The organism is Bacillus sp. RHFS10, from assembly GCF_016757475.1.
Lineage (GTDB): Bacteria > Bacillota > Bacilli > Bacillales > Bacillaceae > Bacillus > Bacillus subtilis_G.
The window spans coordinates 151,463-174,427 of the sequence record NZ_JAESPO010000002.1; the positions used below are offsets into that span (position 1 = coordinate 151,463).

Consider the following 22,965-nt stretch of genomic DNA (forward strand, 5'->3'; position numbering starts at 1 on the left):
ATCAATCGAGATTTTTACTTTTATAGATAACCTTTGTCCCGCAAATATAATCGTGTAATGCCAGTTTAGAGGGGAAAGCCGCCATAATGTAACCGATATACAAAATGCCTGATGGTATGTAAGCGAAGAAACGGCCAAAGCTGTGCCAAAAAGAAAGACGCTCGCCATACTGATTGACAACGATGATGCCCATGAGTTTTTTGCCCAGTGTTGCTTGCATTTTTGAAGAAGTCAGCAAGCTATAATAAAGAATGCCGAAGATATAGATGATGGCTATAACAGGGATTGTTCCGAATACCAGCACATAAAATTTATATTCTCCTTCTGTCATATAAGGGCTTCCTGCATCAATGAGAGGCAGGACAATGAAGGTGTTAATAAAAATCATAATAAAAGCAAAAAAATAGATAATCAAATCATCAATAATAGAGGCAACTGCCCGAATCCAAAATCCAGCTGGTTTTTCCATGTATAAAATTCTCTCCTTTGAAGTTTTCTGGGATATTATACGTGAGAGGTTGTGCGGTTTCAATGAGATATACTAGAGGAATTTGGTCTCGTAGCAAAAACAGTATTTTATTACTATTCATTTCTTCTATTTTCCTTTTTGTCTTTAGGTTAATAGGATGATAAAAAAGAGAATCCGCAGAGTAATGCAGATTCTCTTAACTATGATTATTTAGAGGCTTGAATCAATACACCTTTTTCGTGAGAAAACTCTTTAAATCCATATACGCCATGATAGGAGCCGATCCCGCTTGTGTTGACGCCGCCGAATGGCAGGTTGACGTCACTGAAGTGAACGACAACATCGTTAATGGCTGCGTTGCCTGATGTTGTATGCTGAAGGACGTTGTCGATCAGGCCTTGGTTGTGGCTGAATACATAAAGCGCAAGCGGTTTATCGCGGTCATTTACGTAATCGATGACCTCGTCGATGTCTTCATAATTCATCATTGGCAGGATCGGTGCGAAGATTTCCTCCTGCATGATTTTCATGTCGGGCGTGACGTTTTTCAAAACGGTTGGCGAGATCGTGCGGTCGCTGGCATCGAATACGCCGCCGAACACGACTTCCGCACCTTTTTCGATAGCGTCGTCGAACAGGTCTTTGACGCGGTTGAAGTTGCGGTCGTTGACAATCTGCGTAAATTTGCTGCGGTCCGGATTGCGATCATCCTCCATAAATCCTGCGTTGACGATTGTTTGTAAAATGCCCGCGAACTTGTCCTGCACATCTTTTTTAATGAACAGATAATCAGGTGCGATGCAGGTTTGGCCGGCGTTTACGAATTTGCCGACGGCGATCTTTTTCGCTGCGTCCATGAGATCGTATTCACTGTCAATGATTGTCGGGCTCTTGCCGCCAAGCTCAAGTGTGACAGATGCCAAGTGTTTGGCAGCCGCTGTCATGACGATTTTTCCGACATTTGTGCTTCCGGTGAAGAAAATATGGTCGAATGGCTGATCCAGAAGCTCGGTTGCCACCTCAACCTCTCCTTCAAAAATCGCGACTTCTTTTTCATCAAAAGCATCTCGGATTACTTTAGCGGCAATGTTGCTTGTGTTCATCGTAAAATCGGACAGCTTCACAATCGCGCTGTTTCCGGCTGCGAGAGAAGCGGCAAGCGGCGCCATTGTGAGCATAAACGGATAGTTCCACGGGCCAAGGATAAGTGTTACGCCTTTTGGCTCGTACATGAGAATCCCATTTGCCTCGGGGCTTAACGATGAACCGACTTCTTTAGGCGCCATCCACTTTTCCAGGTTGTTCATATTATCTCGGATTGCTTTTTTTGTTCCTTCGATTTCCGCTTTTTTGACCTCGTGATATGGTTTGCGGACGTCTTTGCGGATCGCTTCGGTGATTTCTTCCTCATGGGCGATCACAGAATCTAAAAAGCGCTGAAGCTTTTCTTTGCGCTGTTCCGCTGTTGAAGCTCGTAATGCTTTTTGCTGTTTTTTCTGAAGCTGAAACACACGCTGAATGTCGTCTTTTATTTGCTGTTCCATTGTAAATCCCCCTCATTTGCTTTCTTCTTTTCTCGGACCTATTATAAAGTGGTACCTTTTCTATAAGAAAGACAACGGTGAACCATCTATACGTTACCGTACATATATCGAATATCTGTCTAATGACTGGGGGTGTTTTTGTGGCGGAATCTGCTGAAGCTCAAGTGAAACAGGCGCTGCTGGCTTTATTGGAAGAAAGAGACATTCAACACATCACGATGAAAGAAATTGCTGAAAAGGCCAAAGTGAGCCGCGGGACGCTCTACCTTTATTATGAAGACAAGTTCTCTATTATTGAGGATGTGATCGAAGACATGAAGGAAGGGCTGGGTGAAGCGCTCTATGACGCCTTCAAGCATATGGACACACTCCATTTAAATAAAAAACGGCACACCGTGCATCCGACTCTGTCCTTTGTCCACGAGCATCGATCCTTTTTTGGCACGATGATGAATAGAGGACATTTTCATCGTTTTTTTAAGGATGTGTTTCAGCTGGATGTTTTGCTGGCTCCGGTCAATGTGAATCTGACGCCGATCGAACAGGAGATTTACGGACATTATCGGGCTTTGTACACGTACGCGATTATCCTCTATTGGCTGCATGAGGATGCGGACGCTTCTCCGGAAGCCATCAGCCAAAAGGTATGGGAGCTCGTTTCTCAAAAGCGGTTTTATTGGCTGTTTGGACAGGCCCCGTCAAGGAAGCGGCAGGAGGACAAGCAAATCGACAGGCGTGTGGTTCGAACGAGAGAAGCGTTGCAGAAGGCTTTGCTGGACGTATTGGCAGAGAAAAAAGACTACGCGGCCATCACGATTTCTGACATGACCCGGAAAAGCAATATCCGCCGCGCAACCTTTTATGATCACTATGCCAGCAAAGAGGAATTGCTGCAGACCATGATTCAGCAATCATGTGCGGAGATTATAGATCACCTGACGATTGCCTCAAGTCCGAATGAGCTTTCTTTAAAGGATGCGGAGGAGGCGCTAGCCAGTCTGCTTTCTGCTTTATCAAACATGCCCATTGTCCCTTTTCTCAATCGGGAATGGGGTGTTCCTCATGTGATACCTGATATGTTCAAAGCGCTGGAATCGTTTTACCTGCATCAGCAGACTGACATTCATGCGGAGAAAAAACTTTACGCCTATTATGTATCCGCGATGATTATAGGGCTGATTTTGTATCGGCTTGATGAAGGAAAAGCGCATGCGCCGGAAGTGCTGGCGAGGGAGTTTTTGCAGTTTTTGGATGTGAAGAAGTATAAGGTTGTCTTGCTATAAACGAGAGAAACCAGCCTGCGGTTGAAATGGAAGGCTGGGGAGTAACTTCAGTAGGTTTTGAAAAGAAAACCTGAGAGAGGTAACGCTTCCAACGGATATACATTTGCCCGGATACTCAGTTCGGGCTTTGTGTCGTTATGTCACTTGGTCTTTTGAGTTTCTTTCTTTTCTTTCAAACATAAATTTAAAAATAGAAGGGCCAAAAGAATTAGAGCAATGTTCACCAACCAAGATTTCCAGCTTACAGTGGGGTCTAAAATTGTATTAAAGAGCAAGCGAACGATAGAAGAAAGTGAAAAGAGTAAAAAGAGAAGTTTGTTTTGTGACATAAATTGCGTACCTTTCTATATGTAGAACTTGTAAGAGTGAATTCTTTATCCTACAAGATTTTACTTTCTCTATTTTTGACAATCTGTTAAGGGATATACTAAGTATTAATTTGAACTTTTGGCGTTTTTAGCTCGTTTATATAAAAAAAGTGCATAGTTTAAATAGATAAGATATAAAGCGAGATTAAAAATACCTAACTGAAAAAAACAAGAAAGAGATATGCTTATGAAACCTCCTAAAATGATATAGGTATACAGCAATTTCATTCTATCAACTCCTAATAAATGCTAAATATATTGTAAGGTAGAATTGACAGTATGTAAAATAAATATGAATACAATAAGTAGTTTTCATCTCTTTTTTACAGATAGAGAAAAATAATTAGGAGCAAATGAAGAGAGAGCTTAACCTCGTGGTCAAGGCTGAGCTCCCTTTTAATGTTAATTAATGTATGGATCGTAATACATATATTGCGCAGACCATGTTTATTTCGTTTATTTCGTTTCTTCCTTCCACTTCTCATCAATCAACATCTTCCCAGGCCATGTATAAGCCATAATGCCGCCGTCTGCGGTGATATCTTCTCCTGTGACGTATGAGCTGTCGTCTGAGGCGAGGAACAGCGCCACTGTTGCCATTTCCTTCGGCTTACCGAGGCGTCCGAGCGGCGTGATCCACTTGTTGGCTTCACGGAATGTTTCGCCCATTTCCTGTTCCTTGGTACCTGCTAATTTGTCAATCAGCGGCGTTTCGATCGTGCCCGGTGAAATGGAATTGACGCGGATGCCGTCTCTTGCGTAATCAATCGCCATCGCTCTTGTCAGATTGGTGATTCCGCCTTTTGCGGCGTTGTAGCCGGAGCGATCGAGGTCCGCGGCCCGGCCTGACATGGAGGAGGTGTTGATGATGGAGCCTCCGTTTTCGAGCATGAGCGGAATCAAGTATTTGCTGCAAAGAAACGTGCCGCGCAGGTCGACGGCGATAATGCGGTCAAACAGGTCAACGGGATATTCGTGCACTTTTCCGCCCTCCTGATCAACCCCGGCGTTATTAAACAGAATATCAATGTTACCGCAAGCATCCTTGATTTGATCCGCAAATGCTTTCACACTGTTTTCATCTGACACATCGAGGTGAAAGGCGTCCGCCTGTCCTCCGTTTTTTCTAATCGCTTCAACGGTTTCTATCATTTGGTCTTCATTAATGTCTCCGATCATCACACGCGCGCCTTCATTGGCAAAAACCTCTGCCGTCGCTTGCCCAATGCCTGTCGCTGCGCCTGTGATGACTGCGGTTTTGTTTTCAAGTCTTCTCATAACACGAGTCCTCCTTTTTCTATTTGTCTTCCCGCTATGTGCAGTGATAAACATGCGAGAAAAGAAATGCCAACATATGTTAAGATGGACTAGAAATTGTTGGGGGGTTTGTGTGTGTTGAAGGTGCAGCATAAGAAGGAGCTCAAGTTTTATTGCTTCGTCACGATTCCGTCCGCGTTTGTTGTGCTGACTGTCATCTCTTTTCTATTCAAAGAGATTACGTTTCCGGTTACAGCCCGCGCGTTTCTAAATGCTTCATGGCATAATATATTATTTTTGATACCGTTCGGGTTGTTTTTCTACCCGGTGCATATTTGGATGAAGCGAGAGTTTGGCCGCTGGAATGGCGCAGTAAAAAAGAGAGGGTGATGACCTCTCTTTTTTGAGAATATATAGTGAAAGTGCATCTAAATCATGTTAAATTTACATATATATGCATCTATTAATCTAATTGACAATTGTCACCGTATGTGATAAATAGATGCTGATAAGAGTTTACATAACCTAATAACAAATCAAAAAGGGGCGATCTAGAATGGCTAAAAAAGAATTTAAAGCAGAGTCCAAACGCCTGCTGGATATGATGATTAACTCGATTTACACCCAAAAAGAAATTTTCCTTCGTGAGTTAATCTCCAATTCAAGTGACGCGATTGACAAGATCTATTACAAAGCGCTGACGGACGATGCGCTTACGTTTGATAAAGACAGTTATTACATAAAGGTCGCGGCTGACAAAAGTGCTAGAACATTAACGATCTCTGATACGGGGATCGGGATGACAAAGGACGAGCTTGAGCAGCATCTCGGCACAATTGCAAAAAGCGGTTCCCTCGCGTTTAAAAAGGAAAACGAGCAGAAGGACGGACATGACATCATCGGCCAATTCGGTGTCGGATTTTACGCGGCGTTTATGGTTGCCGATGTCGTGACGGTCATCAGTAAGGCGCTCGGCAGCGAAGAGGCGTATAAATGGGAGTCTGCGGGCGCAGATGGCTATACGATTGAGCCGTGTGAAAAGGATGCTATCGGTACAGACATTATTCTGACAATCAAAGAGAACACAGAAGATGACAGCTATGACGAATTCTTAGAAGAATATCGTTTAAAAGCGATCATCAAAAAGTACTCCGACTTCATTCGCTACCCGATCAAAATGGATACTACCATTAATAAGCCGAAGGAAGACAGCGAGAATGAATTTGAAGAGGTGCAGGAAGAACAGACGGTCAACAGTATGGTGCCGATCTGGAGAAAAAACAAAAGCGAGCTGACAGATGAGGACTATGAAAAGTTCTATGCTGAAAAGCATTACGGATTTGATAAACCGCTCTCACACGTTCATATCAGTGTGGATGGCGCCGTACGCTACAACGCGATTCTATTTATTCCTGAAAACATGCCGTTCGACTATTATTCCAAAGAATATGAGAAAGGCTTGGAACTGTATTCAAATGGCGTTCTGATCATGAACAAATGCGCGGATCTGCTTCCGGACCACTTCAGCTTCGTGAAGGGGATGGTCGATTCTGAGGATCTGTCACTGAACATTTCCAGGGAAATGCTGCAGCATGACCGTCAGCTGAAGCTGATCGCGAAAAACATCAGCAAGAAAATCAAAAGCGAGCTGCAAAGCCTGCTGAAAAAAGACAGAGAGAAATACGAGACGTTCTACAAGTCGTTCGGCAGACAGCTGAAATTCGGCGTGTACAATGATTATGGCGCGAATAAGGATCAATTGAAGGACCTCTTATTATTCTACTCTTCGAAAGAGAAAAAATTGGTCAGCCTAGATGAGTACGTATCGAGAATGCCTGAGGAGCAGAAATATATTTATTACGCGACAGGTGATTCATACGATCGCATTGAGAAACTGCCGCAAACGGAAATGGTAGCGGACAAAGGCTATGAAATTCTCTACTTCACAGAGGACATTGATGAGTTTGCGATTAAAATGCTGACATCTTATCAGGAAAAAGAATTTAAATCCGTATCAAGCGGAGACCTTGGCATAGACACGGATGAGGATCAAAAGCAGTCAGAGGAAGAGGAAAGCAAGTATAAGGATCTGTTTGAGGAAATGAAAAACATTTTGTCAGATAAAGTGAAAAACGTCAAAATCTCAAAACGACTCAAATCACATCCGGTCTGCCTTGCTGCTGACGGCGAAGTCACGATTGAGATGGAAAAAATCTTAAACGCGATGCCGGACAGCCAAAATGTACAGGCGGAAAAAGTGCTGGAAATCAACCCGAATCACGAGGTATTCAATACGCTGCAGGATGCATTTGAACAGGATAAAGAGAAATTGAGCCTGTACACAAATCTCCTGTACAATCAGGCGCTTCTCATCGAAGGCCTGCCGATTCAGGACCCTGTGGAATTTACGAACAATATGTGCAAGGTTATGGTGTAACAGAGAAAGGAATCGTCCTGTGAGACGATTCCTTTTTTATAATGTACGCTCATTCAGCACTTGGCTCTGGCTGCTGTTCTTCTTTTTAAACCGTTGTTTCAGGCTTGCTTCAATGTCTTCCAAGCTTTTCCCTTTGGTTTCAGGAACCATGTAGAAGGCGAAGAAAAGCGATAGCAGACAGATCCCTGAAAAAATGGTAAAGACCCATGCGATGCCCATCGCGCTGAGCATCAGCGGAAAGACGAGCGACACGATCAGGTTGGTCGCTGATAATACCAAAGTAGTAAAGCCTGTTGCGGCTCCGCGTACTTTGGATGGGAAGAGCTCAGGCATCAGAACCCATACAACTGGCCCCCATGTTGCTTGGTAAAACACGATATAGACACCGAGAAAAACGACGGTCAGCCATGCTGTTGATGTAGAGAGCCCCAGTGTCAGGAGCACAGCTGCTAGTGCTGCCAAGCTCAGTGTAATACCGACACTTCCCCAGATCAGGAGCTTTTTGCGGCCGACACGGTCAATTAAGATCATGGCGGTGATACACATGATGACGTTGAGGACGCCGATCCCCATTGTGCCGAGTACTGATGCGGATGTGCCGAGACCGGCCTTCGTGAAAATGGTCGGCGCGTAGTAGATCACCGTGTTAATGCCGACAGCCTGCTGGAAAACGGCAAGGCCGACGCCAATGAGAAGCATAGGGCGAATCCATTTTGCTTTCAGCAAACCGAGTGTTGTCTCTTTTTCCCCTGCTTCCGTTTCTTTCATATCCGCAAGTTCTTGTTCAATATTTTCTTGATCATGAGTGATTTTCATGATGTTTTTCGCTTCTTCTACACGTCCGCGTTTCACGAGCCATCTTGGTGATTCAGGCATAAACGCGATCCCGATTAATAAAAGCACAGCAGGCACCGCAGCCAGCCCCACCATCCAGCGCCACGCTTCAAATGGCGTGAACAGATAGTTGACGATATAGGCTAATAAAATACCGGTAACAACCATTAAGTTGTTCATCGTGCCCAGTGTTCCGCGGATTTTTGTCGGCGCCATTTCTGAAAGATATACAGGCACCAGTGCCGTTGAACCGCCTACGGCCAATCCGAGAATCACCCGAGACGCAATCAGCATGCCGACCGTTTGAGAAAATGCGCAAGCGAGCGCACCAATAATGAAAATGATGGAGAGGACAAATACAACTTTTCTCCTGCCCCAGCGATCTGAGCATGTGCCGCTTAAAGCAGACCCGAAGATCGCGCCAAGAAGCAGCATGCTGACGACCAATCCCTCGGTCAATGTTGTTAGAGGAATATCGTTGTTGATAAACAGCAGCGCTCCAGAGATGACGCCCGTATCGTAACCGTAAAGCAGCCCCCCTAAAGCGCCGAAAAAGTAGATCATATATTTCCTTATGTCTTTCTTCACAAATGTTCCCCCTCAGTTGTTGAACCAATGAGCACCTCATATATGTTTAACAAAGTTAATAAATGAGTACCCTTTCCCTATCTGATTTGAAACATTGTTTTGAACATTAAAGCCAAAATGCGGGATATTGGCGATTTTTGCGCAAGTTATTGATAACGAGAGCGATGATCACGATGATGACAGATCCAATAAGTACGGGAAATACTAAATAGCTCCAAGCATACGCCCCTTGAATGACGACAATCGGATCTGCGCCGGCAGGAGGATGAGTGGTTTTAGTCAGCATCATCAAGCAAATGGCAAGTCCTGTGCCTAATGCAAAGGTCCATGGATGGGCCCCGAATACCTCAAAGACAACAATCCCTGTAAGTGCAGAAATGAAATGGCCGCCAATCACATTTCTCGGCTGTGATAATGGAGCATTCCAAGCGCTGAATACGAGCACACAGCTTGCTCCAAAAGGTGCCATTAACCATAAGCTTGAAGTATAAGCGGTCAACGAAGCAAGTGCCAATATGGTGATAAATCCTCCTATAAGCCCTGTAACAGCATCTTTGCTATTTACCTGTAAAGGTGTTTTCCCTTTTCCTTTCATTTTCAAAAAGAAGTTGTTTTCCAAATGAATCCCTCCAGTAGGTATAGAATAATAGTTAAAAACTAACCTGTCAATTTTATTTTCAGTAGTTAGTGTATGATAACAATAAAAAACCGTTCACTGGGGAACGGTTTTTTACTCATTGTTGATTTTTTTCTGATGGCGGGAGACCTTTTGTCTGTTGCCGCATATCTTCATGGAGCACCATTTTCGCCTTCCTGTTTTATCAAGAAAGAGCAAAATGCACTTTTCGTTTGCGCACCTTTTCAGCTGTTGGATTTCTTTTGTATGAATCAGCCATAACGCGTCGTAAGCGATAAGCGATAAAATGGATTGATCGAGTGTTCCATTCGGTATGCGGGCCAGTGTGTCATCTATGATTTGATAAGAAAAGGGAGCGGCGGCAATTTGATCTTGCAGGAAAGAGATGAAAGCTTGAGAGGGTTCACCGCCCTCGGCGATACGCTCAAAATGTTTTCTCAGCTCAGCGCGGAATTGATGAATTCGTTGCAGTACGAGAGAATCATGTTCTTGGACTTGCTGTAACGTAAAAGAATGGAGAAAAGGAGCTGTCTCTCCCATTTTGTCAAACCATTCCATCAAATGATTTACTGACTGGATGAGATCGTGCCGTTTATCATAGCTTATGATTTCAGTATTCACGAGATCGAGAGAAAGGTTTTGTGTGATAAGAGGGAATTGAGTATTTGCCAATGTAATCATTCCTTTCAACATCATTGTAAGCGCCAAAACCTTTTTCACGCAAGGATATGAATAAAAGGAGGTTTTGCCGTGTTCAAAAAACAAAAGCTTGAGAAAGTGTGTAGCAGCCAATTGGCTTTTTTACCACATATCAGTATTCAAGAATTTCTCGAGCCTGACTCAGAATCATTCGTTTTTTACTTAACAGCTGAACGATCAGAAGAGAGATCAGTTGAAGAGGTCTTTAGTTTATTGATGGAGAGGGAAGAGTATGCGGTAGAAGGCTGGGAATGGAAAAGAGCGGAGGTAGAGAAAAACAGAGAGGCTGTAATCACCAAAATACTGGAACCGGTGATAGAGTATGGGATCTTTTCAGAATTTGACGGAGCATCTGTTTTACAGCGAATTCTTGCCTATGAAAATAACGGGATTCAAATTGATGAACGGCTATTTACAAATGAAAGCAGACATGTCGTCATCTTTGATGAATGGAATTTGTTTCTGGTATTTGGATATGAAGGGACCACAGCTTATCTATTTACGTGCTTTACAACAGCATGATGAAATGATCATGTGATTTTCAAATGTGAAAAGTTAAAAAAGTTATTTTACAAATTGGGAAAAGAAAAAATGTGTAAGTATAGCGTACAAATGCTTCTCGTGTCCCTTGGGCGTCTATCCCTGGTGCGATCCTGTTTGGATTTCTCTCCGATAAAATCAAAAGCAAAAAGCTGCTGATCATAGGGGCGGTGCTCTTCATATTTATCGGAAAACAGGCCGTTTCTGCATCTGTATTTCATGTGCCGAAGGGGAAATGTCATGAAAAAACCTTACTCCTAATGGGGTAAGGTTTTCATTCTTATGCTGCAGGTGTAACGATTTGGTTTCTTTCTAAAATCGCTTGGGATTCTTCGTTTGCTGGGCGGTATCCCTTTTCGATCAGTTCTTTTATGTAAAGCTTATTATAAATAAATGAGAAAACAATGCCGCTGACCCAGCCGCCAATTCCTAACGTAAATGAGCCAAGAACGACAGAAATAATAAACATGATCGCAGCCCATTTTAAATCACCGCGGAATAACGCAGGGAAAAACCCGAAGAAGAAAGTCGTCCAGCTAAATCCGACTTTTACTTCCTTTGTCAGTCCGCCTTCGTTTTTCAGCAAAACCTTCATCGTATTCAACCTCTTCTCTAAGATGATATCGTAAGCAGAATCAAAGAAAAATAAGACAAAAGAAAGATTGCAAAGTTCATTTTCTGCTCAACAATTCCTATCATACTACTACTTTAGGGAAAAAGTAACTTCAAATTTAAAAAAACGAAAAAAAGGATGATATAAATCCAATTAAGTATAAATATGGGAAATGCGATCAAGATTAATATACAAAACCCGCCTTCCTAAGTGAGAAGGCGGGTTTCCTTTTATTATGAGAACAGCTTATCAATAAACGAAATATCGTCTTGAGAAAGCGTTACGTCGGCTGTTTTGATGTTATCAATCAGCTGATCGGCACGTTTTGCCCCAGGGATTAAAATATCAATTTCCGGTCTTGCCAAATACCAAGCCAATACGATGTGCGGGATATCAACGTTGTGCTTTTCGGCAATCCGCGCAAGCTTGTTGACCTTTCTGATATTTTCTTTGAAACGCTCGCCCTTGAAGTGTTCCTGTTCGTTTCGCAGGTCTCCTTCAGGGAACGTTGTATCTTCTGTATACTTTCCTGCCAGTAATCCTGATACGAGCGGGAAGTAAGGGATAAATGAAATATTATGCTCCTTCGTATACGGGAAGAATGTGTTTTCCGCTTCACGGTTTAACAGGTTGTATTCGCCTTGCAAGACATCTACCAAGCCGTCTCTGTTAGCTTCCTTCAGCTGCTCTAAAGAGAAGTTGGATACACCGATGGAACGGATTTTTCCGGCTTGCTTCATCTCATTCAGCGCGTTAACCGCTTCATCCTTCGGCGTATGTTCGTCCGGGAAGTGAATGTAGAATAAATCGATATAATCCGTATTCAAACGCTTCAGGCTTTCATCAACTGATTTCTTAAGGAATTCTGGTGAATTATCAAAGACAAAGTCATTTCCTTCTTTTCTGTGCGCCGCTTTCGTCGCGATGACGACATCTTCGCGATTGAACTCGCTCAGCACTTCACCAATTAGCTCTTCGGAACGGCCGATCCCGTAAATATAAGCGGTGTCTAACATGGTCACACCATTACGGATCGCCTCGCGTACCAGTTCTTTCCCGGTTTCTTCATTCAGGTTCGGGTAGAGGTTATGTCCTCCGACAGCATTTGTTCCTAATCCGATAGGGAATACCTGCAAGTCTGATTTTCCGAGCGTAGCTTTTTTCATGATCTGCCTCCTAGAATAAAATGGATGAAAGACTCTCAACACTATTGTAACCGTTAGGCCAGATGAATGCTGATTTGGTGCTCATTGCAGTACTGTGTGTACTCGTCATCTAATGGCTGAGATGTCACAATGCAACGCAGCCTGTCAAACGGCGCATATGTCAAAAGTGTTGATTTTCCGAATTTAGAATGGTCAGCCAATAAATACACTTCTTTTGCTTTTTCCGAAATCCTTTTTTTAATGTCGTACTCCAGCAGATCGGAATTGGTCAATCCGTGTGTCAGCGTCGTTCCGGTAGCGGACATAAAGGCTTTGTTGATGTTGTACTTATCAAGCATAGCCGGGTCGTCCATGCCGACAAAGGAGCGGGTTTTTCTCTTATAGTTGTTTCCGATAATGATTAAGTTGATATTCTTCAAAGCTGACGCCGCATTGATAATGTCTAAGCTGTTGGTTAAAATGGTGACATTTTTGGCCGGGTCAAGCGTATCGAGAATAGACTTTGTTGTCGTTCCTGAATCAATGAAGATCAAATCGTGATCTTCAATAAAACGGGAGGCATAATGGGCGATTTTTGTTTTTTCATCTTGGTGCTGAATGGTGCGATTCTCAAAAGGAACTAATGCGGTTTTTTCAATAGATGTTACGCCGCCGTATACTTTTTCAATCGCACCCTTTTCTGTTAGCTTGTTGATATCTCGTCTGACTGTGTTTTTAGAGACATTGAACACCTGGCACAGCTCATCTAAGGAAACAGTGCCATGCGATAATATGTACTCCTCCATTTCCTGAATCCGCATCAGTTTCATATTAAAAACTCCTTCTTGAATCTTTACGTAACATAAATATATAATAAAAACCAAGAGTTAATCAATAGTTACTTAAAAAATGATAACACCGGTGTATATCTTTTGCAAGAATCGACGGACTTCTTGTTTATCTCTTAATTAGTTAAAAGATTAATATAATAAAAATAATGAAAAAATGTAGTGTTTATGATTGACTTATGGGTATTGTGCGATTAGAATATAACCAAGAAATGACCAAAAAGTAACCTGATGTGCATGAAATGGTTGCTTATCTCAAATTGCATCGCCATTTATTTTTTTGGTTTTTTTGAAAGCGTTTAATTCTTGGCTTGCTGAAAAGTGGATATTGATATGAATCTATCTTGAACCATCCATACAAGTGTATGTGTTTACTAATGAAGGAGGCAATAAGAATGGCAGAAATCAGAAAATTAAAAAACTACATCAACGGTGAATGGGTTGAAAGCAAAACAGATCAATACGAAGAAGTTGTTAATCCGGCGACGAAAGAAGTGCTGTGCCAAGTGCCGATCTCTACAAAAGAGGATATTGAGTACGCTGCGCAAAAAGCGGCTGAGGCATTTCAAACCTGGTCAAAAGTGGCGGTTCCACGCCGTGCCAGAATTCTATTTAACTTCCAGCAGCTGCTTTCTCAGCATAAAGAAGAACTTGCTCATCTGATTACCATTGAAAATGGAAAAAACACAAAAGAAGCGCTTGGAGAAGTGGGACGCGGAATTGAAAACGTGGAATTCGCAGCTGGAGCACCTTCCCTGATGATGGGTGACTCGCTTGCTTCCATCGCAACGGACGTTGAAGCGGCCAACTACCGCTACCCAATCGGAGTTGTCGGCGGAATCGCGCCATTCAACTTCCCGATGATGGTTCCTTGCTGGATGTTCCCGATGGCAATCGCGCTCGGAAACACATTTATTTTAAAGCCATCTGAGCGGACGCCGCTGTTAACAGAGAAATTGGTTGAGCTTTTTGAAAAAGCGGGTCTTCCGAAAGGGGTATTCAACGTCGTATACGGTGCGCATGACGTTGTGAACGGCATCCTCGAGCATCCAGAAATTAAAGCGATTTCATTCGTAGGCTCCAAGCCGGTCGGCGAATACGTTTACAAAAAAGGAAGCGAAAACTTAAAACGCGTTCAATCTTTGACAGGAGCGAAGAACCATACGATTGTCCTGAACGATGCGAATCTCGAAGACACAATCACAAACATCATCGGAGCAGCCTTCGGTTCTGCCGGTGAACGCTGCATGGCTTGTGCGGTTGTGACGGTTGAAGAAGGAATCGCTGATGAGTTTATGGCGAAGCTGCAGGAAAAAGTGGCTGACATTAAAATCGGTAACGGCCTTGATGACGGCGTGTTCTTAGGACCGGTTATTCGCGAAGACAACAAGAAACGCACACTCAGCTATATCGAAAAAGGTTTGGAAGAAGGCGCGAGACTCGTATGTGACGGACGTGAAAATGGGTCTGACGAAGGCTACTTTGTCGGCCCGACGATCTTTGACAATGTCACGACAGAGATGACGATCTGGAAAGATGAAATTTTCGCGCCGGTCTTATCTGTTATCCGCGTGAAAAACCTGAAAGAAGCGATTGAAATTGCCAATAAGTCTGAGTTTGCGAACGGTGCCTGCCTGTTCACATCCAACTCAAATGCAATCCGCTACTTCCGTGAAAACATCGATGCGGGAATGCTCGGCATCAACCTGGGTGTGCCGGCTCCAATGGCGTTCTTCCCATTCTCAGGCTGGAAGTCTTCATTCTTTGGAACGCTGCATGCGAACGGAAAAGACAGCGTCGACTTCTATACGCGTAAAAAAGTGGTTACAGCAAGATATCCGGCGCCTGATTTCAACTAAACGACGAACAGCCGAACGGCGTCCATGTGCGCTGTTCGGACTCATTCTGCCAATAGAAAGAGGAGGGCTTCACTATGAGTTATTTGTTGCGTAAGCCGCAGTCGAATGAAGGATCGAATGGGGTCAAACTGGTGCACGAAGTAACGAAATCCAACTCTGATCTCACCTATGTAGAGTTTAAAGTGTTAGATCTCGCTTCCGGTTCCAGCTATGCAGAAGAGTTGAAAAAACAAGAAATCTGTATTGTGGCAGTAACGGGAAAAATCACAGTGACCGATCATGAGTCGACTTTTGAGAATATCGGCACACGTGAAAGCGTATTCGAACGAAAACCGACAGACAGCGTCTATATTTCAAATGACCGTGCATTTGAGATTACAGCGGTCAGCGACGCAAGAGTGGCGCTTTGCTATTCTCCATCAGAAAAACAGCTTCCAACAAAGCTAATCAAAGCGGAAGACACCGGAATTGAGCATCGCGGGAAGTTTTCAAACAAACGGACTGTTCACAACATTCTTCCGGACTCAAACCCTTCAGCTAACAGCCTATTAGTAGTTGAAGTCTATACAGAAAGCGGCAACTGGTCCAGCTACCCGCCTCATAAACATGATCAAGACAACTTGCCGGAAGAATCTTTCTTAGAAGAAACGTACTACCATGAGTTAGATCCGGGACAGGGCTTTGTGTTTCAGCGCGTATATACAGATGACCGCTCCATTGACGAGACGATGACCGTCGAAAATGAAAACGTTGTCATCGTTCCTGCTGGATACCACCCGGTAGGCGTTCCGGATGGATATACATCCTACTATTTAAATGTCATGGCAGGGCCGACGCGGAAATGGAAGTTTCATAACGACCCGGCGCATGAGTGGATTTTAGAACGCTAACAAGTGAGGAGTGGCTGTTTACGATGAAGTATACATTCAATGAAGAGAAGGCTTTTGATATTGTTGCCATCGGCCGGGCATGTATTGATTTGAACGCAGTGGAATACAACCGCCCAATGGAAGAAACGATGACGTTTTCGAAATACGTCGGCGGTTCACCTGCGAATATCGCGATCGGCAGCGCGAAGCTAGGCTTAAAAGCGGGATTCATCGGCAAAATTCCAGATGACCAGCATGGAAGATTCATAGAGTCCTATATGAGAAATACCGGCGTTGACACAACGCAGATGATTGTTGATCAAGATGGCCATAAAGCGGGCCTTGCATTTACAGAAATCCTCAGCCCTGAGGAGTGCAGCATCTTAATGTATCGCGATGATGTGGCAGACCTCTATCTGGAGCCTTCAGAGGTAAGCGAGGCGTATATCGCAAAGGCGAAAATGCTGCTTGTTTCGGGGACAGCGCTCGCCAAAAGCCCGTCACGGGAAGCGGTGTTGAAAGCTGTTCAATATGCGAAAAAGCATCAGGTCAAAGTGGTGTTCGAACTGGATTACCGCCCATATACGTGGCAGTCAGCGGATGAAACAGCCGTTTACTATTCTTTGGTCGCCGAGCAGTCTGATATTGTCATTGGCACACGCGATGAATTTGACGCCATGGAAAATCGCACAGGCGGAAGCAATGAGGAATCAGTCAATCATTTATTTGAGCATTCAGCCGACCTCGTTGTCATTAAACACGGCGTCGAAGGCTCTTACGCATACAGCAAATCAGGCGAGGTATTCCGAGCGCAAGCGTACAAGACAAACGTGCTGAAAACCTTTGGAGCTGGTGATTCTTATGCGTCAGCCTTCATCTATGGCCTTGTCAGCGGAAAAGATATCGAAACGGCATTGAAATACGGCAGCGCTTCAGCCTCCATTGTGGTGAGCAAGCACAGTTCGTCAGAAGCGATGCCGACTGCGGAAGAAATCGTACAGCTTATTGAAGCACAGTCATAATTGAAAAAGATCGAGTAAAGGTGGGATCGTTTGTGGGTAATAAAATTCGCTTAACAACAGCACAAGCGCTGATTAAATTCTTAAACCAGCAGTACATCCATGTAGATGGAAAGGAAGAGCCTTTCGTTGAAGGGATTTTCACGATTTTCGGTCATGGTAACGTATTAGGGATTGGCCAGGCGCTTGAGCAGGATGCAGGCCATTTGAAAGTCTATCAAGGGAAAAATGAACAAGGAATGGCGCATGCCGCAATGGCGTACAGCAAACAAATGCTGAGAAGAAAGATATATGCGGTCTCTACATCCGTCGGACCCGGAGCGGCCAACTTAGTAGCAGCGGCCGGCACTGCATTGGCAAACAATATCCCGGTTCTCTTCATTCCGGCAGATACATTTGCGACAAGACAGCCAGACCCTGTACTGCAGCAAATGGAGCAAGAATACAGTGCGGCGATTACAACAAACGATGCATTGAAACCTGTATCGAGATACTGGGACCGCATTACGCGCCCTGAGCAGCTCATGAGCAGTTTGCTGCGCGCGTTTGAAGTCATGACTGATCCGGCAAAAGCAGGTCCGGCAACGATTTGTATTTCTCAGGATGTGGAAGGAGAAGCATACGACTTTGATGAAAGTTTCTTCGTCAAACGGATTCACTATATTGATCGCATGCAGCCGAGCGAACGCGAGCTTCAAGGTGCGGCGGAGCTGATGAAAGCCAGCAAAAATCCTGTGATCCTCGTCGGCGGCGGCGCAAAATATTCCGGTGCGCGCGATGAATTGGTTGCCATTTCTGAAGCGTATCACATTCCGTTAGTTGAAACGCAGGCAGGAAAGTCGACAGTTGAAGCTGATTTTGCGAACAACCTCGGCGGAATGGGCATCACAGGTACACTTGCGGCAAATAAAGCGGCCCGCCAAGCTGATTTGATTATCGGCATCGGCACAAGATATACGGATTTTGCGACATCCTCTAAGACCGCTTTTGATTTTGATAAAGCGAAGTTCCTGAACATTAATGTCAGCCGAATGCAGGCGTATAAACTCGACGCGTTCCAAGTGGTGGCGGATGCGAAAGTAACGCTTGGCAAACTGCACGGCTTGCTTGCAGGCTATAAGAGTGAATTCGGCTCAACGATCAAGGAGCTGAAGGACGAATGGCTCGCTGAACGCGAATGCCTCAGCAAAGTGGCATTTAAACGGGAAGCGTTTGATCCGGAAATCAAACATCATTTCTCTCAAGAGATTCTAAATGAATACGCTGACGCGTTGAATACGGAACTTCCGCAAACAACGGCATTGCTGACAATCAACGAAACGATTGCTGAAGACAGCGTAATCATTTGTTCAGCGGGCTCTCTTCCAGGAGATTTACAGCGTCTGTGGCATTCAAATGTTCCGAATACGTATCACCTGGAATACGGGTACTCCTGCATGGGCTATGAAGTGTCCGGGACACTTGGGCTTAAACTGGCCCACCCTGACAGAGAAGTATATTCCATTGTCGGAGACGGCAGCTTCCTGATGCTTCACTCTGAGCTGATTACAGCGATTCAGTACAACAAGAAAATCAATGTGCTGCTCTTTGATAACTCTGGTTTTGGATGTATCAACAACTTGCAAATGGATCATGGCAGCGGCAGCTACTATTGTGAGTTCCGCACAGATGACAACCAGATTTTAAATGTCGATTATGCGAAAGTTGCTGAGGGATACGGCGCGAAAACCTATCGTGCGAACACAGTAGAAGAGTTAAAAGAGGCGTTAGAGGATGCGAAGAAACAGGACGTATCAACGTTAATTGAAATGAAGGTTCTGCCAAAAACAATGACGGACGGCTATGACAGCTGGTGGCATGTCGGCGTAGCAGAGGTGTCTGAACAAGAAAGTGTTCAGAAAGCATACGAAGCAAAAGAGAAAATGCTGGAATCTGCTAAGCAGTATTAGAGGGGAGGCATCATAGATGGGCAAAAATGAAATCCTGTGGGGGATTGCTCCCATTGGGTGGCGGAATGATGATATGCCTGAAATCGGAGCGGGAAATACTCTTCAGCATTTGTTAAGTGATATTGTCGTCGCGCGTTTTCAAGGCACGGAAGTCGGGGGCTTTTTCCCTGAACCTGCCATCCTGAATAAAGAGCTGAAGCTTCGGAATTTGCGGATCGCAGGAAAATGGTTCAGCAGCTTCATCCTCCGAGACGGACTCGGAGAAACAGCAAAGGCGTTTAAAGCGTATTGTGAGTACTTACAGCAAGTAAAAGCGGATGTCGCTGTTGTCTCTGAACAAACCTACAGTGTGCAAGGCCTGGAAAAAAACGTGTTCACAGATAAACCGTACTTTAATGATGAAGAATGGGAACGGCTTTGTGAAGGGCTCGATCACCTTGGCAAAATTGCCGATCAGCATGGCTTAAAGCTTGTCTATCATCATCATCTCGGCACTGGCGTTCAAACGGCGGAAGAAGTGAACCGTCTGATGGCGGGTACAGACCCTGCGCATGTACACCTCCTCTATGATACAGGCCATGCTTATATTTCTGACGGAGACTACATGGGAATGCTTGAGAAGCATTTCGCCCGCATTAAGCATGTGCATTTTAAAGATGCCAGACTGAATGTCATGGAACAGTGCAGGCTTGAAGGGAAGTCGTTTCGGCAATCGTTTTTAAAAGGCATGTTTACGGTTCCCGGTGATGGATGCATTGATTTTAGAGACGTATATCAGCTGCTGTTAAAGAACAATTATTCCGGATGGATTGTCGTTGAAGCTGAACAGGACCCTGATGTGGCAAACCCGCTTGAGTATGCATTGATCGCCAGAAACTATATTGATAAGCAGTTGTTGAATCTGGCTTAATGGGGGTTTGGAGTCTGTTTGTCCCAATGGTTATGACCAATTTCGGCATTGGAACAATGGCTGCAATTCTTCCCGGATGTGTGACGGCCAGTATGATCATCGGGCTTCTCTTCGCGCCGAATACATCTGGCAAGTCGCTTGAACAAATTCAGGAGGAACTCTACGGATCTCCTCGGACCCAAGTAAAGCAAGGAACAGAAAGCAAAATCATGTAACCAACAGAAGGAGTGGCTGTCAATGAGTTTAGGTATTGGTGTAATTGGAACTGGAGCAATCGGAAAAGAACATATTAACCGCATCACGAACAAGCTGTCCGGTGCGGAAATCGTGGCTGTAACGGATGTGAATCAAGAAGCCGCGCAAAAGGTCGTTGAGCAATACCAATTAAACGCGGCGGTTTATCCGAATGATGACAGTCTTCTTGCCGACGAAAATGTAGACGCTGTCTTAGTGACAAGCTGGGGGCCTGCGCATGAATCGAGCGTACTGAAAGCGATTAACGCCCAAAAATATGTGTTCTGTGAAAAACCGCTCGCGACAACGGCTGAAGGATGCATGCGCATCATCGAAGAGGAAATCAAAGTGGGCAAACGCCTTGTTCAAGTCGGCTTCATGCGCCGTTATGACAGCGGTTACGTACAGCTGAAGGAAGCGCTCGATAACCATATCATCGGTGAGACGCTTATGATTCACTGCGCGCACCGCAACCCAAGTGTTGCCGAAAATTACACAACGGATATGGCCGTTGTTGATACGCTTGTTCATGAAATTGATGTGCTGCACTGGCTCGTCAATGATGACTACGAGTCCGTTCAAGTCATCTATCCGAAAAAATCGAAAAACGCGCTTCCGCATTTAAAAGATCCGCAAATCGTAGTCATTGAAACAAAAGGCGGCATCGTCATCAATGCAGAAATCTATGTGAACTGTAAATACGGCTACGACATTCAATGTGAAATCGTCGGAGAAGACGGTGTCATCAAGCTCCCTGAACCATCAAGAATCAGCATGAGAAAAGAAGGCAAATTCAGCACAGATATTCTGATGGATTGGCAGAGACGCTTTGTGGCCGCGTACGACGTAGAAATCCAAGACTTCATTGATTCCATTCAAAAGAAAGGCGAGGTCAGCGGACCGACGGCGTGGGATGGCTATATTGCCGCTGTTACGACTGACGCGTGTGTAAAAGCCCAGGAATCCGGACAAAAAGAAAAAGTTGATTTGAAGGAAAAGCCGGAATTCTATCAATCTTATACAACAGTTGAAAACTAAAAGTAGAGGAGTGAAAATATGAAATTAGCATTGGATCCATCGATGTATCGTGATGATTTAACGTTGGAGGAAATGGTTTATAAAACGGCGGAGCTTGGCTATGAGTATATTGAGCTATCGCCGCGCGAGGATTTTTGTCCATTCTATAAATATCCGAAGGTCGATTCAGCAAAGATTAAACAATTAAAGCGGCTTTTAAAGGATACAGGTGTTAAGCTTTCATCGCTCCTCCCTCTTTACCACTGGGCGGGTCCTGATGAAGACCGCCGCCAGGCTGCGGTGCGCAATTGGAAAAGGGCGATCGAAATTGCGGTTGAACTTGAAGTGGATTTGATGAACAGTGAATTCAGCGGTTCAAAATATGATCCTTTAACAAGTGAAGAAAAATTTATCAAATCCATGGATGAGCTTCTGCCAGTCTTTGAAAAAGAAGGCGTTAAACTGAATCTTCAAGCCCATCCATACGATTTTATCGAAACGCACAAAGGTGCGATGGATATGATCCGCGCGCTTGACAAGGATTGGATCAATCTTGTCTATTCAACTGCGCATACCTTCTTCTATGATGACGGCAAAGGCGACATCGAGACAATGTTTGACGAAGCCGGCGACCGCCTCACACATGTTTTATTTGCGGATACCTATAATCATAAAGCGGCTCATGGCCTGCGCTATATCGTCAATCCGCCTGACGCGAAAGTAACGGTTCACCAGCATTTGGACATTGGCCAAGGCGAGGTTGATTTTGAGACGATTTTCAGAAAGATGAGAGAAATGAAGTTCGATGGAATTGCGACCAACGCCGTATTTGCTTGGGTTGACAAAAGAGCGGATGAATCAAGCCGTTTTATGCTTCAAAAAATGAAAGAAGAATTAGGTCTGGCATAAGCTGAGCATGGAGTTCGGCGGGATATGGCGAACAGCCTCCCTGCCGAACTCCCTTCATATCTAAAACGCAGATGGGGGAGTCTGACATGAAACTTTGTTTTAATGAAGCCACAACATTGGAAAACTCAAATCTTAAACAGGATTTAGAACTGTGCGAAAAGCACGGCTATGATTATATTGAAATCCGCACATTGGATAAGCTGCCGGAGTACTTAAAAAACCATTCATTGGACGATCTTGCGGAGTATTTTCAAACCCATCACATTAAACCGCTTGCCTTAAACGCACTCGTTTTTTTCAACAACCGTGATGAAAAGGACACAAATGAGATCATCGCTGAATTTAAAGACATGATGGAAACGTGCAAAACCCTCGGCGTAAAATATGTCGTGGCCGTTCCGCTTGTGACTGAGCAGAAGATTGTAAAAAAAGAGATCAAAAAGAGCAGTGTAGAGATGCTGACTGAGCTTTCAGATATCGCGGAGCCGTACGGCGTAAAAATCGCGCTTGAATTTGTCGGGCATCCGCAATGTACGGTCAATACGTTTGAACAGGCGTACGACATCGTAAACACAGTCAACCGTGACAATGTCGGGCTTGTCCTTGACAGTTTCCACTTCCATGCGATGGGTTCAAATATTGAGAGCTTAAAGCAGGCGGACGGAAAGAAAATTTTCATCTACCACATCGACGATACCGAAGATTTCCCAATCGGCTTTTTAACGGATGAGGATCGTGTGTGGCCTGGCCAAGGGGCGATTGACTTAGATGCCCATTTATCAGCCCTCAAAGAAATCGGTTTCTCTGATGTTGTATCGGTTGAGCTTTTCCGGCCTGAATACTATAAGCTGAGTGCCGAGGAAGCCATTCAAACAGCGAAAAAAACAACGGTTGATGTTGTATCAAAATACTTCAACATGTAATGGATAAAGGAGGG

Annotated in this window: 21 protein-coding genes and 1 pseudogene; 13 read left to right on the plus strand and 9 right to left on the minus strand. The window is 44.4% G+C overall.

The window, feature by feature from the left end:
* Position 1: 1 nt before the first annotated feature.
* Positions 2–469, minus strand: a complete 468-nt coding sequence (locus JMN17_RS07440) for an RDD family protein (RefSeq protein ID WP_148963237.1) — start codon at positions 467–469, stop codon at positions 2–4.
* A 206-nt stretch (positions 470–675) separates the two neighbouring features.
* Positions 676–2,013, minus strand: coding sequence for an aldehyde dehydrogenase family protein (locus JMN17_RS07445; protein WP_202327814.1), 1,338 nt, complete (start codon positions 2,011–2,013; stop codon positions 676–678).
* 140 nt (positions 2,014–2,153) lie between these two features.
* Between JMN17_RS07445 and JMN17_RS07450 the strand changes: the two genes are divergently transcribed.
* Positions 2,154–3,296 (plus strand): TetR/AcrR family transcriptional regulator, encoded by a 1,143-nt coding sequence (locus JMN17_RS07450; protein ID WP_202327815.1) that lies wholly within the window; start codon positions 2,154–2,156, stop codon positions 3,294–3,296.
* Between the two features lie 824 nt (positions 3,297–4,120).
* Here JMN17_RS07450 and JMN17_RS07455 read toward each other — a convergent pair.
* The gene (locus JMN17_RS07455; RefSeq protein ID WP_087991841.1) at positions 4,121–4,942 is read right to left on the minus strand and encodes an SDR family oxidoreductase; all 822 of its coding nucleotides are present in this window, start codon (positions 4,940–4,942) and stop codon (positions 4,121–4,123) included.
* 117 nt (positions 4,943–5,059) lie between these two features.
* Between JMN17_RS07455 and JMN17_RS07460 the strand changes: the two genes are divergently transcribed.
* Complete coding sequence (locus JMN17_RS07460) at positions 5,060–5,311, plus strand: hypothetical protein (RefSeq protein ID WP_087991847.1); 252 nt, start codon at positions 5,060–5,062, stop codon at positions 5,309–5,311.
* A gap of 166 nt (positions 5,312–5,477) precedes the next feature.
* Positions 5,478–7,358: a molecular chaperone HtpG gene (htpG, locus tag JMN17_RS07465; RefSeq protein ID WP_087991842.1), complete on the plus strand. Its 1,881-nt coding sequence runs from the start codon at positions 5,478–5,480 to the stop codon at positions 7,356–7,358.
* A 36-nt stretch (positions 7,359–7,394) separates the two neighbouring features.
* Here the strand turns inward: htpG and JMN17_RS07470 are convergent, their stop codons facing one another.
* From JMN17_RS07470 to JMN17_RS07480, 3 genes are all read right to left on the minus strand, one after another.
* On the minus strand, positions 7,395–8,780 hold the full coding sequence (locus JMN17_RS07470; protein ID WP_087991843.1) for a sugar porter family MFS transporter: 1,386 nt from the start codon (positions 8,778–8,780) through the stop codon (positions 7,395–7,397).
* A 106-nt stretch (positions 8,781–8,886) separates the two neighbouring features.
* Positions 8,887–9,375, minus strand: coding sequence for an HPP family protein (locus JMN17_RS07475; RefSeq protein ID WP_242519884.1), 489 nt, complete (start codon positions 9,373–9,375; stop codon positions 8,887–8,889).
* A 135-nt stretch (positions 9,376–9,510) separates the two neighbouring features.
* The gene (locus JMN17_RS07480; protein WP_202328224.1) at positions 9,511–10,098 is read right to left on the minus strand and encodes a CGNR zinc finger domain-containing protein; all 588 of its coding nucleotides are present in this window, start codon (positions 10,096–10,098) and stop codon (positions 9,511–9,513) included.
* Between the two features lie 69 nt (positions 10,099–10,167).
* On the opposite strand from JMN17_RS07480, the gene JMN17_RS07485 reads away from it, so the two are divergent.
* Positions 10,168–10,638, plus strand: a complete 471-nt coding sequence (locus tag JMN17_RS07485; protein ID WP_202327816.1) for a hypothetical protein — start codon at positions 10,168–10,170, stop codon at positions 10,636–10,638.
* 298 nt (positions 10,639–10,936) lie between these two features.
* Here the strand turns inward: JMN17_RS07485 and JMN17_RS07490 are convergent, their stop codons facing one another.
* The 3 genes from JMN17_RS07490 to iolR form a co-directional block, all read right to left on the minus strand.
* Complete coding sequence (locus JMN17_RS07490) at positions 10,937–11,251, minus strand: DUF2628 domain-containing protein (RefSeq protein ID WP_121641573.1); 315 nt, start codon at positions 11,249–11,251, stop codon at positions 10,937–10,939.
* 251 nt (positions 11,252–11,502) lie between these two features.
* On the minus strand, positions 11,503–12,435 hold the full coding sequence (locus tag JMN17_RS07495; protein ID WP_202327817.1) for an aldo/keto reductase: 933 nt from the start codon (positions 12,433–12,435) through the stop codon (positions 11,503–11,505).
* A 53-nt stretch (positions 12,436–12,488) separates the two neighbouring features.
* A complete protein-coding gene (gene iolR / locus JMN17_RS07500) occupies positions 12,489–13,244 on the minus strand; it encodes a myo-inositol utilization transcriptional regulator IolR (RefSeq protein ID WP_087991952.1) in 756 nt (251 codons plus the stop codon).
* A 413-nt stretch (positions 13,245–13,657) separates the two neighbouring features.
* Here iolR and iolA point away from each other — a divergent pair, with 413 nt between their 5' ends.
* The 9 genes and pseudogenes from iolA to iolI all read left to right on the plus strand — a co-directional run bounded on the left by iolA (position 13,658) and on the right by iolI (position 22,951).
* Positions 13,658–15,121, plus strand: coding sequence for a methylmalonate-semialdehyde dehydrogenase (iolA, locus tag JMN17_RS07505; RefSeq protein WP_202327818.1), 1,464 nt, complete (start codon positions 13,658–13,660; stop codon positions 15,119–15,121).
* Between the two features lie 74 nt (positions 15,122–15,195).
* Positions 15,196–16,011 carry a 5-deoxy-glucuronate isomerase gene (gene iolB / locus JMN17_RS07510; protein WP_087991950.1) on the plus strand — a complete coding sequence of 272 codons (816 nt, stop codon included), beginning with the start codon at positions 15,196–15,198 and terminating at the stop codon, positions 16,009–16,011.
* Positions 16,012–16,034: 23 nt separating this feature from the next.
* A complete protein-coding gene (gene iolC, locus JMN17_RS07515; RefSeq protein ID WP_087991949.1) occupies positions 16,035–17,012 on the plus strand; it encodes a 5-dehydro-2-deoxygluconokinase in 978 nt (325 codons plus the stop codon).
* A 32-nt stretch (positions 17,013–17,044) separates the two neighbouring features.
* Complete coding sequence (gene iolD, locus JMN17_RS07520; RefSeq protein ID WP_202327819.1) at positions 17,045–18,958, plus strand: 3D-(3,5/4)-trihydroxycyclohexane-1,2-dione acylhydrolase (decyclizing); 1,914 nt, start codon at positions 17,045–17,047, stop codon at positions 18,956–18,958.
* Positions 18,959–18,974: 16 nt separating this feature from the next.
* The gene (gene iolE, locus JMN17_RS07525; RefSeq protein WP_202327820.1) at positions 18,975–19,868 is read left to right on the plus strand and encodes a myo-inosose-2 dehydratase; all 894 of its coding nucleotides are present in this window, start codon (positions 18,975–18,977) and stop codon (positions 19,866–19,868) included.
* A pseudogene (locus JMN17_RS07530) lies at positions 19,868–20,083 on the plus strand (MFS transporter); the annotation flags it as partial. The gene iolE and the pseudogene JMN17_RS07530, both read left to right, overlap by 1 nt.
* Before the next feature lie 22 nt (positions 20,084–20,105).
* Entirely contained in the window at positions 20,106–21,140 is a 1,035-nt protein-coding gene (gene iolG / locus JMN17_RS07535) for a bifunctional inositol 2-dehydrogenase/D-chiro-inositol 1-dehydrogenase (protein ID WP_202327821.1), read from the plus strand.
* An 18-nt stretch (positions 21,141–21,158) separates the two neighbouring features.
* Positions 21,159–22,028 (plus strand): sugar phosphate isomerase/epimerase family protein, encoded by an 870-nt coding sequence (locus JMN17_RS07540; RefSeq protein WP_087991945.1) that lies wholly within the window; start codon positions 21,159–21,161, stop codon positions 22,026–22,028.
* Positions 22,029–22,114: 86 nt separating this feature from the next.
* Positions 22,115–22,951, plus strand: a complete 837-nt coding sequence (gene iolI / locus JMN17_RS07545) for a 2-keto-myo-inositol isomerase (protein WP_087991944.1) — start codon at positions 22,115–22,117, stop codon at positions 22,949–22,951.
* Positions 22,952–22,965 lie beyond the last annotated feature (14 nt).